Raw genomic sequence first — 12275 nt, 5'->3', positions numbered from 1 at the left:
GTTTCATCGCCAATTTGATGTTGCGGGTGCCAAGTTGCGCGGTGTCGTCCAAGTTTTTGAAATCGCGCTTGTCCCAGACTTTCACGGCTTTGCGGTGCCGTGATTGATCTTGGCCGATGCGTACGCCTTCGGGGTTGTAGCCGTAAGCGCCAAAGGGGGAGGTGCCGCCTGTGCCGACCCATTTGTTGCCGCCTTGGTGTCTGCCTTTTTGCTCTTCTAAGCGCTTTTTGAGCGTCTCCATCAGGGCATCAAGCCCGCCCAAGGCTTCGATCTCTGCGCGTTCTTCTGGGGTGAGGTGTTTCTCGATTTCTTTGCGCAGCCAGTCTTCTGGCAGGTCAATCGCCTTTAACACTTCATCTGAGGAAATGTTTTCAAGGCCTTGAAAGGATTTGGAAAAGGCTTGGTCAAATTTGTCGAGATTGCGTTCGTCTTTGACAAGCACGGCCCGCGCGAGGAAATAGAATTCCTCGATATCATACCGCGCGAGACCTACAGACATGGCTTCTAAAAACGCGAGGTATTCGCGCAATGATACAGGCACATGGGCGCTGCGCAGTGTCTGAAAAAAGGGCAAGAACATGGGCCGGTCCTTTTGCCTCTATCGCGGTTTGCGCAGGTGTTAAACGAGGTTGTCGATGATCAACGTGATAAACAAACCGACGATCGCAAAGCCCAAAAACATCGCTGCGGCGTATTGCAGTTTATCAAGCCGGTTGCCATCGCGTTTTGCGGCCATGCGCCAGCCAAAAATTGCACCGAGAATGGCCAAAATAATGACGATCATAACTGTTTCCTCATGTGCCAAAATGCGCAACTGCGTCAGTTTTGGGAACTGTTTGGTTTGAAATGGCTGCGCTAAGGGTGTTTGAAGCGAACATATTCGCTTGAAACCGCCGCAACCAGTGGAGCTGTGCCAAAGCCATACCGCGCCCAGCCGAGACTGTCGAGCCATACACGGCTCGCCATTGCGGTTTGCCCTGTGGCCGTCAGCGCGTCAGATTGCGCCAACATTAAGGATGCAAGCAGGGCGGCGTTGCCCGACTCTCGTGCTATTGGAATGGCGCGTTTTGTCAGGCGCAAAGCGGCGTCATAGTCTCGATCTTTCAGCGCAAGGATCACAAGCTGATGTGCGACGTGCGCACTTTGATATCGTGTTGCACGTTGCGCAGTATAGAGGAAATAGGCCTCGTTTAAGGCTCCTTCGGCCGTTTCAGGGTCTGCGTAAACTGTGAGGCGGCCCAGCAAGAATAGCGACAGCGCTTTGCGATTGTCTGTCCAACCTTGGCTTTGTGCGAATGCCACAGCGCGTTTCGCAGCCGTGATACGAGCTTTTCGACGCGTTTTGCCGCCCATTGCGGCCTCGATGTCTTTGATCCACGTCCTTGGAAGTGCCTCATCACTGAGTGAGCTCACCTTGCCACCAGATGGATTGAGCCGCGCAAGCAGGCTTGGCAGTGCGCTTTCCACCTCGGCGCGTGTCATTCCGTTTTGCAGCTCAGGCGCATACGTTGCTTTCAACACCAACATGTCAAATTCAGTGAGGACAGAATGAAAGTTGTCATCATTGAAAACGCTGTCCGTCAGGCGATACAGGTCGTTGAGTGGGCCAAGCGCTTGGGCAAGTTCTTCGTGCAAGCAGTCGCGCACTTCTTGCGGCGCTTCGTCGTCGGGGATGAAAATTGACAAGCGTTCGCGCCGCGTTAGCGCGTTCCAATTGAGATCTGCGCGACGTGTGCGGTTGAGGGCGTTCCAGCTGGACACATTTGGGGCAACGACGCAGGCGGCGTTGGGCGCACGACGCAGCAAGGCGGCATGTGGCAGGGTTTGGATGGTGATATTCGCATCTATGTCCGGTGCGACTTGCTGGATATCGATACCCGCTTCTGCGCGCAGTCGCCCTAAAAGTTCGGTCAGATCCAAGTTGAGCGTTTCAGGAATGCTTTGGCCTATCACCCTCAGCGTGATTGGGCCCTCAAATCGGGTGAAATACGGCAGCTCCGCACCGTTTTCGAGTTGGAAACTCAGCGCCATGAAGTCGCGCGCGATCGAGGTGTTTGATCGCGTTATCTTCGCGGGACGGAGCGCTTTAAACTGCTTCATAGGAGGCAGCTCAACAACGACCGATTGTGTGGTTTTATTCTGTTCGTGCTGAAGCGTTTGATCTGGCGACGTGCAACCGATCAATGCCCCCAACGCCAAGCTGGCAATGGCAAACCTGAACTTGGCATGTCGCGCCTTGAGCCAAAGCGGGCAAGTTGGCGAAGGGATTGCAGACAAGCTAGGCACTCACGATGGCCTTTGATATTTAACGAATGGGGTCAAAGTGGCGACCTGGTCATAAAGCTTGCGAGCGGAGTGATTGAACTCTTGGGTCATCCAGTACACCGATGGCGTACCGTTTTCGTCTGCCGTGTCATAGACGCGTTGGATCAATGCGCGCGCAGCACCTTTGCCACGCGCCGCCTTTGTGACAAACAAGTCTTGCAAGTAGACCACGTCTTCCAACCGCCAATTGTGCGCGTGGGTGATGTAGTGCACGAAACCTATGATGTCTCCCTCAAACACGGCAACAAAGGCTGCGCGTTCGGTGCGTGCAGGATCTGTAAGGCGTGCAAATGTCGCCTCAGAGATATCTTCAACGAGTTCAGATTTGTAAAACGTGAGGTAGTCTTGCCAAAGGGCGCGCCAAGCTTGTTGGTCTGTGGCTTCCATGGGGCGAATGGTGACAGCCATGTTAACGGTTTCCCCTGCGATCCAAGAAGGCCAAGCGTTCGAAGAGGGCGACATCCTGTTCGTTCTTTAACAGCGCACCATGCAGTTTGGGCAGCGCATTGGAGCTGTCCATCGCAAGGTCTTCGGGCGTCAAATCCTCTGCCAGCAATAGCTTTAGCCAATCCAATACTTCAGACGTCGATGGCTTTTTCTTCAGCCCTTGCGTGTCGCGGATGTCAAAGAATTGCGTCAAGGCCGTAGTCAAAAGGCGGTCTTTTAGGTTTGGAAAATGCACTTCAACGATCTGGCGCATCACGTCCATGTCTGGGAATCGAATGTAGTGGAAAAAGCAGCGGCGTAAAAACGCGTCGGGCAGCTCTTTTTCATTGTTCGACGTGATGATGATCACAGGACGATGGCGCGCGCGCACGGTTTCGCCAGTCTCGTAAATGTGAAATTCCATCTTATCGAGTTCTTGCAGCAAATCATTTGGGAACTCGATGTCGGCCTTGTCGATTTCATCAATCAACAAAACAACTTTTTCATCCGCTTCAAAGGCCTGCCAAAGCTTGCCCTTTTTAATGTAGTTGCTGACGTTTTCAACGCGGGGGTCGCCCAACTGGCTGTCGCGCAACCGCGAAACGGCGTCATATTCATACAGGCCTTGCTGGGCGCGGGTGGTGGATTTGATATTCCACTCGATCATTTTCAGGCCCATGGACTCAGCCACTTGGCGCGCAAGCTCGGTCTTGCCTGTGCCTGGTTCGCCTTTCACCAAAAGCGGGCGTTCTAACGTGATTGCGGCATTGACTGCGACGGTCAGATCCTTTGGCGCAATATATGTTTCTGTTGACGCAAATTTCATGCCAAATGCCCCTTGAATTCATGAATTTTCGCAGCAGTTATATCAGTGCGTCACAAAGGTACAACTGATGTCAGATCACCTAGTGACATCCGCCGCCAAAGCAGGTAAATGAGCGGAAATTGGAAGTGCTAAGCGGTGAGTTGAATTCACTCATTAATACCGCAAGCAACAGTGAGGTGAGTAGTATGACCACTGAAGTAACTCTGCCCGATGATTACCGTCCATCTATGGACGAACCGTTTATGAACGAGCGTCAGATCGAATATTTTCGTCGTAAGCTCTTAAACTGGAAAGCCGAATTGTTGGACGAGAGCCGCAACACGCTTGAAGGTTTGCAAGACGGCACGCGCAGCATCCCTGACATTGCAGACCGCGCCTCTGAAGAAACCGACCGTGCGCTTGAATTGCGCACTCGGGATCGTCAGCGCAAGCTTGTGACCAAGATCGACGCTGCATTGCGCCGTATTGAGGCGGACGAGTTTGGCTACTGTGAAAAAACAGGCGAGCCGATTTCGTTGAAACGCTTGGATGCACGCCCTATCGCGACGATGAGCCTGGAAGCGCAAGAGCGTCACGAACGTCGTGAAAAAGTACACCGCGACGACTGATATCTTGTCGTAAAGCGTGGGGAAATGAACTGACGCGGCATTGCGCGCAGGTGACGCCCCTTTGGAATTGTGTCAAACACCGGAGCAATTGCTTCGGTGTTTTGCGTTGCAACACCGCCTGACGAAGAGGTGCATTATGTTGATCGGACAAGATATCGCCATTTTGGGCGCTGGTGTGGCGGGGCTTGCTGCTGCACGCGCCTTGGCGTTTCGCGGGGCAAAAGTCACCGTATACGAACGCGCCGAAGCTATCACCGAAGTTGGGGCAGGGCTGCAATTGTCGCCCAATGGTGTTGCTGTTCTGACGGCGCTGGGGTTGGATGCGGCTTCTGTCGCAATGCGGTCTAATGGCGTGATGCTTTTGGATGGCTACACGGGGCGCACCGTGCTGCACATGGATTTAAAACGCTACAGGCCGGACAACGCTTTTTTGTTGATGCATAGGGCCGATTTGATCGATCTTTTGGCCCAAGGGGCGCGGGATGCTGGTGTTGAGATTAAGCTCCTGCACAGCGTAGAACGCGTGACCGAAACCGATGCATCCGTTGTGCTGGATTTTGAAAATGGCACACAAGCGACGCACGCGGTTGTCATCGGCGCGGATGGCTTGAAGTCGCGTTTGCGAACCGCGTTGAACGGTGATGTTGATCCCTTCTTCACCGGCCAAACCGCTTGGCGTGCCATTGTACCTGCTTTGGGCGGCGAAGAGCCAATTGCGATGGTGCATATGGCGCATGGCAAACATGTGGTGTGTTACCCGCTGCGCGACGGTTCCTTGATCAACATCGTTGCTGTCGAAGAGCGCAGCGACTGGACTGAGGAGGGCTGGTTCCACCGCGGTGATCCTGCCGAGTTGACGGACCACTTTTCAGGCTTTGGCGGAGGTATCCCAAGTCTTTTGGCACGGGTGACGGAGGTGTCGCGCTGGGGCTTGTTCCGTCATCCCGTGGCGCAGCATTGGCATGGCACGCGCACAGCGCTGATCGGCGATGCGGCCCACCCGACCTTGCCGTTTTTGGCGCAAGGCGCGAACCTCGCGCTTGAGGATGCATGGGTTTTGGCAGACTGTTTGGCTAATATGCCGCTTGAAAGTGCGCTTCCAGCTTATCAATTGCGGCGTCGCGCTCGCGCTGAGCGCGTGATAGAGGCGGCAAACGGCAATGCGCGCAACTACCATTTGAAGGGGCCGAAGCGCGCCGTTGCACATGCGGTTCTGCGTGCAGGGGGGGCGGTTGCGCCGCGCGCGGTCATCGACAAATTTAGCTGGCTGTATGATCACGATGTGACGACACAGACCCAATAGGTTGAATTAGATCGCAAAGCTGGCCGGCTAAAAGTCAAGCACAGCTTTGCGACTTGAGTTTATGCCTCTTGCAGCGCCGCGACGATGCCTGAGAAATCAGCTGCTTTCAAAGATGCGCCGCCCACGAGTGCGCCGTCAACATCGGCCACAGCAAAAATGTCAGCAGCATTAGACGGTTTGACAGAGCCGCCATAAAGCAAGGGCAGGCTCTGCGCGTCTTGGCCGTAGCGATCTGACAAAGCTGCACGCATATCGGTGTGAACCTCGCCGATTTGCTCCAATGTGGGCACTTTTCCGGTGCCAATGGCCCAAACGGGTTCATAGGCGATGACGATTTTGGCGGCATCGATTGCGTCAGGCAAAGACCCTTGCAACTGCGCGCGTACCACAGCCAAAGTTTCTCCTGCTTCGCGCTCGGCCAATGTTTCGCCTACACAGACCACGGCAATCAGCCCAGCAGCCACAGCCGCCTCAGTCTTTGCACGCACCAAAGCATCCGTTTCGCCATGATCTGCACGGCGCTCAGAGTGCCCCAAGATAACGTGAGACGCGCCTGCATCGACCAAAAGTTCAGCGGATGTGTCGCCGGTGTGCGCGCCGCTGACGTTTTGGTGGCAATCTTGGCCACCGGTGGCGACGGCTGTGCCTTGCAGGGCTGTCGCCATAGAGGCGACCAAAGTCGTTGGGGGGCACAAAACGATATCTACGCTCGGGGTTGGAAAAGCATCGGCAAGGGCCTTTGCTTCAGCAAGGCTCGCCCGCGTGCCGTTCATCTTCCAATTGCCTGCTGCCAGTTTGCGTGCCATCTGTGTTGTTCTCCCCAAAATGTGTTTGGCGCATCATCGCATTGACTGCGCGGCAGTCAAGAGAACGGGGCACTCGTTTGGCGTTTCGCGCGATAATTTTTTGGGGCTGCAGGACGCGGGGTTCATGTTGTAATGTGTCTATGGATATTTATGTCTGAAGCGTGCGCGCCTCTGCGCTATGCGAGGAATGGACAGCGAAATGGGTTTGAGTAAACGTACTGCGCGCTTGTGCGCTTTGGGATTGAGTATTTTGGCCATTTCGGGCTGTGGATCTTTGGCGCTGCAAAGTGCGATTTATCCCGCGGCAATGTATAGCTTTGTCGAAACGGATCGTACGACAGCGCCGCGTGTACATGGTTTTGAAAGACGTCAATTGATGCGGAGCGATGGCGCCCAAAGAGAGTATTTTTGGAAAGCTGGAACGGCTGACAACCTGACGATCATTTTCTTGCATGGCAACGGTGAGTACGCACAGGACGCTTTGGTATATTTGTCGCCACTGGTTCAAACTGGGGCAACGTTGGCGGCGCTTGAGTACACTGGTTTTGGCCCAAATGATGGCACTCCAACGCGCAGGCAGCTTAAAAAAGATGTCGAAGCTATGATTGCGACGGCAAAGGCCAGTGACCCCGACGGCAAAATCGTTTTGGTGGGTTGGTCTTTGGGCGGGGCAAATGCGGTCTTGGGCGCTGTCGATGATGCCGTGGATGGCGTTGTGTCGCTGTCAGCCTTTACTCAAGCTGCGGATTTAGCCCCAAATTGGGCACGCCCAATTGTGAACTTTCAACACAGTTATAATGCTGAAAATGCAGCGAAATCTGTTCACAAACCATGGGCGATTGTGCACTGTAAAGGCGACCCCGTTATCCCGTCTCACATGGCGCAAGCGCTTTATCACAGTGCTCTCAAAGGTGGGGCTGACCCAGACGATCTCACGCTCAATATTGCCGCCTGTACCACTCACAGTGTGCCGATCAAATATTGGAACAAAGCGCTCAAGCATGTGTTGCAGCGGATTTAATCGTCCATTTTACAGGGCATCCAAGGCTTTTCGCGCCCAGTCACACGCGATCTCTGGTGCATCTAATGCCGCTTCGGGCAAGGTCCAATAGCCCATCGGGCCTCGGTGTGTTTGAAATTGGTTTGACCCTTCGGTGGCAAGTTGATCCGCGAAATCACCTTTGGCTTTGAGGTAAACTGTCCCGTCACTGTCCAGCGAGGCGAAAATCACCCCGTCTTGGTAAATCGCCAATCCGCCCATCATTTTGCGCGTGCTGATCGCGCCGAGTGGGGCGAAGAGTTCTTCTGCAAAGGTGATCATATCTGGTGTAATGCTCATGATGTCTCGTCCTTTTTAGCGTCTTTCTTGGCGGCTTTGCGCGCTTTGGCGATGCGCTTTTTTTCGGCAGCTTTGAGGGCAGGTTCATAAGACAATTGTGCCCACATCCGCGCCTCATCGGGGTCATCCATCGCGTTGTCGGGCAGGGACATGAGCGACGTTACAACTGTTGTTCCCGTGGGTTTGTCATAGCTGAACGGGGCTGATCCCGCCTCTTGAAATTGGCCCAGCGTGTTTTCATCAGATTTCATGTAAATGATTTCGCCGATGATGCAGGCAAACATGACATCGCCTTCGACATAGAGGGCTGTGCCGCCAAACAACCCACCCACTTTGATCGGGCCAAGGTCCGCAAATAAATCGCGCGCATGGGCGATCAATTCGGGCGAGGCAGGCATTTACGCGCCGTTGGTGGCGGAGAGGCTTTCGTCAAACTTGATGCTTTCGCCACAGCCGCAGGCATCGACCACATTGGGATTGCGGAACTTAAAGCCTGCTTCCAGCAAAGACACTTCATAGTCGATTTCAGTGCCAAACAAGAACATCTGGGCCATAGGGGCGATCATCACGCGGCCGCCGTCTTGTTCAACAACTTCATCCAAGGGGTCGATTTCATGCACGTAATCCATAGTGTATTCCATGCCTGCACAGCCGCCTTTTTTAACGCCAATACGCAGCCCCTTAGAGCCGTCTTTCGCCATCAATTTCGCGATCTGCGCTGCTGCCTTTGAGGTGATGCTGACAGCTTGTTTGCCTGGAATACCGAACATGTGCGTTCTCCTTTGGGCTTAACTTAAGGCTTTGTGGCCATGATCTCAAGAAGCGGATCGCCGTTTAATCCATTATGGATCGCAAGCGTTAAGATCGCGATAGCAATCGCCCAGCTAAAGGACGCCAATGTCCCTATGATGACATATTCGGCTTTTTCGTTCTTTGACGCCGCATCAAAGCGCAAAACCGATTTCGCGGCGATCAAAAAGCCGATGCCAGCGGGCTGTCCCGCCAGAAACATCAAGAAAATAAGGCCCCGCTCCAAGAGACCAATCATCTTGCCGCCTTTGAATAAATGCGATCTGAATAGGTTGCGTTCGGCGTTGTGCAGTCAAAACAGGATGCGGGTGGTTTTAAGGCGCGAACCGCTCTGGCGCACTCAGCAAGGTGCCAATCGCATCAAGAGCGGCGCGGATGGGCGGGTCGTGACGGGCGTCGTGGTGGCTGACCAGCCATTCCTCGTGGGAAATCGCGTCGATTTCGGGCGACACTTGCACCAACTCCGGCATCGCGCGTCCGGCAAAGACCGGTAAAATCACACGACCGACGCCGCCAACGGCCAAATCCGCTTCTGCGCGTGTATCAGAGGCGGTGCTGACGATCTGATCGGGCTTTTGCTGTCGCAGCCAGCGTTGTGAAGGGGTGTTGGCCACATTTTCGGGCAGGGTGATATAGCCAGTGATTTCTGCGCTGCGGGCAAATTCGGCATAGGTGATCCGCCCAATACGCCGACCTGCCAGCCAAGTTTGCTCGGGTCTGCGATTGCGAATGCCGATGTCCGCCTCCCGTCGCGCGATATCGACCATGGCGTTGGAGGCAACGAGCTCGGGCACCCACGGACTGTCTTGGGACCATACCTCGCCAAAATGGCGCGCGATATACTGCGTGGTCCAATGTCCCGCGGTGATGCGCACAAGTGGACGGGATGGCTTGGCGTTAAAATTGACCAGACGCTGAGAGGCCGCGCGCAGATGTTCGACCTCAGACGCAAGGGCGCGTCCGTCGCTGGTGAGCGTGTATCCCCGTGCGCCGCGCTCAAACAGGCGTTTGCCTAAAGCACGTTCCAAAGCATTCATGCGGCGCGACAGGGTGGGCGAGGGCGTGCCCGTGGCCTTTTCCGCCGCCACAAGCCCGCCGCCATCGGTGACCGCAAGGAACAGCAAGTAATCGTCAAGTTTCGGTGTGTCTTTCATTTATGAAAGTCCAAATGGAATAAAGTTGGATATTTTGGCGATATCGGATGCCGTAAGTTCAGCATGTGGATTTCAAAAACGCAAGAGGAGCCTTCAAATGAGTTATCCGTTACCAATCCAGATGCCTCCCGAAACACAAAAGCCGAAGACAGAATATCAGCGAGAGCAGGATATCTATATGGCACAACTGGCGCAGCTTAAGCGCGACAGGCGCGCAAGGTTTTGGTGGAGGCTGCGCCTTTTGGGAATATCACCCAAAAGAAAAGCGGTCCCGAAGGACCGCTTTAAATTCGATAAAAGAGCTGAGGGTCTGAGCCTACATAAAGCCGAGCTCTAGGCGCGCTTCGTCAGACATCATTTCCATGCCCCACGGTGGCTCCCACGCCAGATCGACGTCGACTTGCTTAACGCCCGGCAGGGGTTCAATCGCATCAGCAACCCAGCCCGGCATTTCGCCAGCCACAGGGCAGCCTGGTGCAGTCAGAGACATAATGACGTGTACTTCGTTTTCTTCACTGATCTCGATGGTGTAGATCAGCCCAAGGTCATAGATATTCACAGGGATTTCGGGGTCATAGACAGACCGGCAAGCTTCGACGATGGCTTCGTGAAGCGGGTGTTCCGTGTTGGAAGGCTTGATCAGCGGTGTGCCTTCGACGGGTGCGTCTGAATCGGTCATGTCTGTCCTCGTGTAAACTTGACCAAAGATATAGGGTTTGGTGCGGGTAAGGTCCAGTCCTCGGCTTGGTCTTTTGTCATGCGGGCGGTAATGATCTGAAAAATTTGCACAAAAGGATAACCCAAATGTCTATTATTCCTGCCGATCAAAACCTATTTTTGGTTGATATCGAATACGTCGTCGACTTGGCGCTGGTGGAGCCGCATATGCAGGCGCATTTGGCCTTTGTCGATGAGGGCTATGCACGGGGATTCTTTTTGGCGTCAGGTCCTAAGGTTCCACGTACTGGTGGGTCGATCATAGCCACAGCGCCTGAGCGCAGCATGTTGGAAGAGTTCTTGGCGCGCGATCCGTTTGTTACCGAAGGTCTGATTGCTGCGAGTGTAACCGAATTCATGCCGCGCCGCACAGTCACAGGGCTGTAAGCGGCGCGGTGCGATATTAGGGCCGTATTACGGAGCCGGCTTTTTGACGGACGCTTTGCGTGCGGGCATCGGGCGCACGCGTTTTTCAATCGTGTCGTACAGCATGCCAGCGATGTTCTTTTCAGATGTGCGTTCGGCGCCCTCTAATCCGGGGGAGGAATTGACCTCAAGCACTTTTGGACCGTCATTGGCGCGCAAGATATCGACGCCCGCCATACGCAATCCAAAGGCTTTGGCGGATTTTACGGCTGCCTCACGTTCCGCTTTGGTGATGCGCACGGAGGTGGCAGAGCCGCCAAGGTGCAGGTTCGAGCGAAAATCATCACCACCTGAGCTGCGCTTGATTGCCGCCACGACTTTGCCATCCACCACGACGCAGCGGATATCAACGCCGGAAGCCTCTTTGACAAAATGCTGCACCAAAAAGTTGGCTTTGAGCCCGCGAAAGGCAGAGATCACTGATTGAGCGGCCTTTTTGGTTTCGGCCAACACGACGCCACGCCCTTGGGTGCTTTCCAGCAGTTTGACGATGAGCGGGGCTTGCCCAGCGAGGTCAATCAGATTGTCAGTGTCTTTTGGGGAGGCTGCAAAGGCCGTGGTTGGCATATCAATACGCTGACGTGCCAAAACTTGGTGCGCGTGCAGTTTGTCACGCGATTTGGCAATCCCATCGGCAGAATTAAGACAAAACGTGCCAATGGTTTCGAACTGGCGGATCACAGCACAGCCGTATGCGGTGATTGAGGCGCCCACACGCGGGATCACCGCATCATAGCGCGGCAAGCGTTTCCCATCGTAATAGATTTCAGGCGCCATGGCGTTGATCGCCATGTAGCAGCGCGTGGTGTCGATCACTTCCACGACATGCCCGCGCTTTTCACCTTCGGACACAAGGCGCTTGGTGGAATAGCTGTCCGCTTCACGCGACAGCACCGCAATGCGCAGGGCGCGCGGAGCACTTGATGTGCGAATGGCAGATGTAAAATATGCGCTGACGTCCAGCTCTTGTTGGCAAAAGCTTTCCGAGGGCGTGACAATCATATCGTCGGCAATCGCTTGGCGGCCCAAAAGCATGCGGTAGGCCATATTGGTGCGATTGGTCAGGGTGATTTCAATCGGCCATGTGCGCGCGCCAATCGAGATGTCAGTTGTGATGACATAGCGCAATTCTGTTTCGCCATTAGAGGAAGTGACTTCACGCCGATCCACCACTTTGGCTGAGCATGCGATGACGATGTCTTCGCGTCCAGACACAGGATGGATATTGAACCGCACCATAGGGGCATTGCTTGGGCCAAAGGATTCAATATCAAAGGCATGCAACGCGGATGTACGTGCACCTGTGTCGACTTTGACCTTGAGAGCAGGCAGGCCAAGCGCAGGCAGCTTTGCCCACTCTTCCCAGCCCAAAGCGAAAGGAGCTTTGTCCGTCATCGTTTATCTCACATCTGAAAGGGAAGGCGGTTCGAAATGATTCCACCTGCCGCAGGCTTTCTCACTTACTTATGATTCTTGCAACAGATTTATGTGAACGTTGGAGATGGCGTGATTTTTTGACTTTTGGATAGTTAGTC

Annotated in this window: 16 protein-coding genes and 1 pseudogene; 4 read left to right on the top strand and 13 right to left on the bottom strand. The window is 54.3% G+C overall.

The window, feature by feature from the left end; genetic code table 11:
- From ABF287_RS06300 to ABF287_RS06280, 5 genes and pseudogenes are all read right to left on the bottom strand, one after another.
- Nucleotides 1–580, bottom strand: a pseudogene (locus ABF287_RS06300) (VWA domain-containing protein); the annotation flags it as partial.
- A gap of 39 nt (nt 581–619) precedes the next feature.
- Nucleotides 620–784 (bottom strand): apolipoprotein acyltransferase, encoded by a 165-nt coding sequence (locus ABF287_RS06295; protein ID WP_347184165.1) that lies wholly within the window; start codon nt 782–784, stop codon nt 620–622.
- Between the two features lie 71 nt (nt 785–855).
- The gene (locus ABF287_RS06290) at nt 856–2286 is read right to left on the bottom strand and encodes a DUF2927 domain-containing protein (RefSeq protein WP_347184164.1); all 1431 of its coding nucleotides are present in this window, start codon (nt 2284–2286) and stop codon (nt 856–858) included.
- Nucleotides 2287–2733, bottom strand: a complete 447-nt coding sequence (locus tag ABF287_RS06285; RefSeq protein WP_347184163.1) for a GNAT family N-acetyltransferase — start codon at nt 2731–2733, stop codon at nt 2287–2289.
- A gap of 1 nt (nt 2734) precedes the next feature.
- On the bottom strand, nt 2735–3577 hold the full coding sequence (locus ABF287_RS06280) for a MoxR family ATPase (protein ID WP_347184162.1): 843 nt from the start codon (nt 3575–3577) through the stop codon (nt 2735–2737).
- Nucleotides 3578–3762: 185 nt separating this feature from the next.
- Between ABF287_RS06280 and dksA the strand changes: the two genes are divergently transcribed.
- Both dksA and ABF287_RS06270 read left to right on the top strand, forming a co-directional pair.
- Nucleotides 3763–4185: an RNA polymerase-binding protein DksA gene (gene dksA, locus ABF287_RS06275; RefSeq protein WP_347184161.1), complete on the top strand. Its 423-nt coding sequence runs from the start codon at nt 3763–3765 to the stop codon at nt 4183–4185.
- A gap of 136 nt (nt 4186–4321) precedes the next feature.
- Complete coding sequence (locus ABF287_RS06270) at nt 4322–5488, top strand: FAD-dependent monooxygenase (protein WP_347184160.1); 1167 nt, start codon at nt 4322–4324, stop codon at nt 5486–5488.
- A gap of 59 nt (nt 5489–5547) precedes the next feature.
- Here ABF287_RS06270 and tpiA read toward each other — a convergent pair whose 3' ends face one another.
- Nucleotides 5548–6294: a triose-phosphate isomerase gene (tpiA, locus tag ABF287_RS06265; protein WP_347184159.1), complete on the bottom strand. Its 747-nt coding sequence runs from the start codon at nt 6292–6294 to the stop codon at nt 5548–5550.
- A 199-nt stretch (nt 6295–6493) separates the two neighbouring features.
- On the opposite strand from tpiA, the gene ABF287_RS06260 reads away from it, so the two are divergent.
- Nucleotides 6494–7315: an alpha/beta hydrolase gene (locus ABF287_RS06260; RefSeq protein ID WP_347184158.1), complete on the top strand. Its 822-nt coding sequence runs from the start codon at nt 6494–6496 to the stop codon at nt 7313–7315.
- Between the two features lie 9 nt (nt 7316–7324).
- On the opposite strand, the gene ABF287_RS06255 is transcribed toward ABF287_RS06260, so the two are convergent.
- The 6 genes from ABF287_RS06255 to ABF287_RS06230 all read right to left on the bottom strand — a co-directional run bounded on the left by ABF287_RS06255 (nt 7325) and on the right by ABF287_RS06230 (nt 10276).
- The gene (locus tag ABF287_RS06255) at nt 7325–7633 is read right to left on the bottom strand and encodes a TfoX/Sxy family protein (RefSeq protein ID WP_347184157.1); all 309 of its coding nucleotides are present in this window, start codon (nt 7631–7633) and stop codon (nt 7325–7327) included.
- Nucleotides 7630–8031 (bottom strand): TfoX/Sxy family protein, encoded by a 402-nt coding sequence (locus ABF287_RS06250; RefSeq protein WP_347184156.1) that lies wholly within the window; start codon nt 8029–8031, stop codon nt 7630–7632. The genes ABF287_RS06255 and ABF287_RS06250 overlap by 4 nt, the downstream gene beginning before the upstream one ends.
- The gene (locus ABF287_RS06245; protein WP_347184155.1) at nt 8032–8403 is read right to left on the bottom strand and encodes an iron-sulfur cluster assembly accessory protein; all 372 of its coding nucleotides are present in this window, start codon (nt 8401–8403) and stop codon (nt 8032–8034) included.
- A 23-nt stretch (nt 8404–8426) separates the two neighbouring features.
- Nucleotides 8427–8681, bottom strand: coding sequence for a hypothetical protein (locus ABF287_RS06240; protein WP_347184154.1), 255 nt, complete (start codon nt 8679–8681; stop codon nt 8427–8429).
- A gap of 76 nt (nt 8682–8757) precedes the next feature.
- On the bottom strand, nt 8758–9597 hold the full coding sequence (locus ABF287_RS06235) for a LysR family transcriptional regulator (RefSeq protein ID WP_347184153.1): 840 nt from the start codon (nt 9595–9597) through the stop codon (nt 8758–8760).
- A 316-nt stretch (nt 9598–9913) separates the two neighbouring features.
- On the bottom strand, nt 9914–10276 hold the full coding sequence (locus tag ABF287_RS06230) for an SUF system Fe-S cluster assembly protein (protein ID WP_347184152.1): 363 nt from the start codon (nt 10274–10276) through the stop codon (nt 9914–9916).
- Nucleotides 10277–10401: 125 nt separating this feature from the next.
- Between ABF287_RS06230 and ABF287_RS06225 the strand changes: the two genes are divergently transcribed.
- Entirely contained in the window at nt 10402–10701 is a 300-nt protein-coding gene (locus tag ABF287_RS06225; protein ID WP_347184151.1) for a YciI family protein, read from the top strand.
- A gap of 27 nt (nt 10702–10728) precedes the next feature.
- On the opposite strand, the gene rimK is transcribed toward ABF287_RS06225, so the two are convergent.
- Nucleotides 10729–12135: a 30S ribosomal protein S6--L-glutamate ligase gene (gene rimK / locus ABF287_RS06220; protein ID WP_347184150.1), complete on the bottom strand. Its 1407-nt coding sequence runs from the start codon at nt 12133–12135 to the stop codon at nt 10729–10731.
- Nucleotides 12136–12275: the final 140 nt, after the last annotated feature.

Source organism: Pacificibacter sp. (assembly GCF_039769035.1).
GTDB lineage: Bacteria > Pseudomonadota > Alphaproteobacteria > Rhodobacterales > Rhodobacteraceae > Celeribacter.
This window is presented reverse-complemented; position numbering and strand designations above follow the sequence as displayed.

Excerpts from the sequence above, each read along its gene's own strand:
- ABF287_RS06295 (WP_347184165.1), bottom strand. The coding sequence starts at position 784 with ATGATCGTCATTATTTTGGCCATTCTCGGTGCAATTTTTGGCTGGCGC.
- ABF287_RS06285 (WP_347184163.1), bottom strand. The coding sequence starts at position 2,733 with ATGGCTGTCACCATTCGCCCCATGGAAGCCACAGACCAACAAGCTTGG.
- ABF287_RS06280 (WP_347184162.1), bottom strand. The coding sequence starts at position 3,577 with ATGAAATTTGCGTCAACAGAAACATATATTGCGCCAAAGGATCTGACC.
- dksA (WP_347184161.1), top strand. The coding sequence starts at position 3,763 with ATGACCACTGAAGTAACTCTGCCCGATGATTACCGTCCATCTATGGAC.
- ABF287_RS06270 (WP_347184160.1), top strand. The coding sequence starts at position 4,322 with ATGTTGATCGGACAAGATATCGCCATTTTGGGCGCTGGTGTGGCGGGG.
- tpiA (WP_347184159.1), bottom strand. The coding sequence starts at position 6,294 with ATGGCACGCAAACTGGCAGCAGGCAATTGGAAGATGAACGGCACGCGG.
- ABF287_RS06260 (WP_347184158.1), top strand. The coding sequence starts at position 6,494 with ATGGGTTTGAGTAAACGTACTGCGCGCTTGTGCGCTTTGGGATTGAGT.
- ABF287_RS06255 (WP_347184157.1), bottom strand. The coding sequence starts at position 7,633 with ATGAGCATTACACCAGATATGATCACCTTTGCAGAAGAACTCTTCGCC.
- ABF287_RS06250 (WP_347184156.1), bottom strand. The coding sequence starts at position 8,031 with ATGCCTGCCTCGCCCGAATTGATCGCCCATGCGCGCGATTTATTTGCG.
- ABF287_RS06245 (WP_347184155.1), bottom strand. The coding sequence starts at position 8,403 with ATGTTCGGTATTCCAGGCAAACAAGCTGTCAGCATCACCTCAAAGGCA.
- ABF287_RS06240 (WP_347184154.1), bottom strand. The coding sequence starts at position 8,681 with ATGATTGGTCTCTTGGAGCGGGGCCTTATTTTCTTGATGTTTCTGGCG.
- ABF287_RS06235 (WP_347184153.1), bottom strand. The coding sequence starts at position 9,597 with ATGAAAGACACACCGAAACTTGACGATTACTTGCTGTTCCTTGCGGTC.
- ABF287_RS06230 (WP_347184152.1), bottom strand. The coding sequence starts at position 10,276 with ATGACCGATTCAGACGCACCCGTCGAAGGCACACCGCTGATCAAGCCT.
- ABF287_RS06225 (WP_347184151.1), top strand. The coding sequence starts at position 10,402 with ATGTCTATTATTCCTGCCGATCAAAACCTATTTTTGGTTGATATCGAA.
- rimK (WP_347184150.1), bottom strand. The coding sequence starts at position 12,135 with ATGACGGACAAAGCTCCTTTCGCTTTGGGCTGGGAAGAGTGGGCAAAG.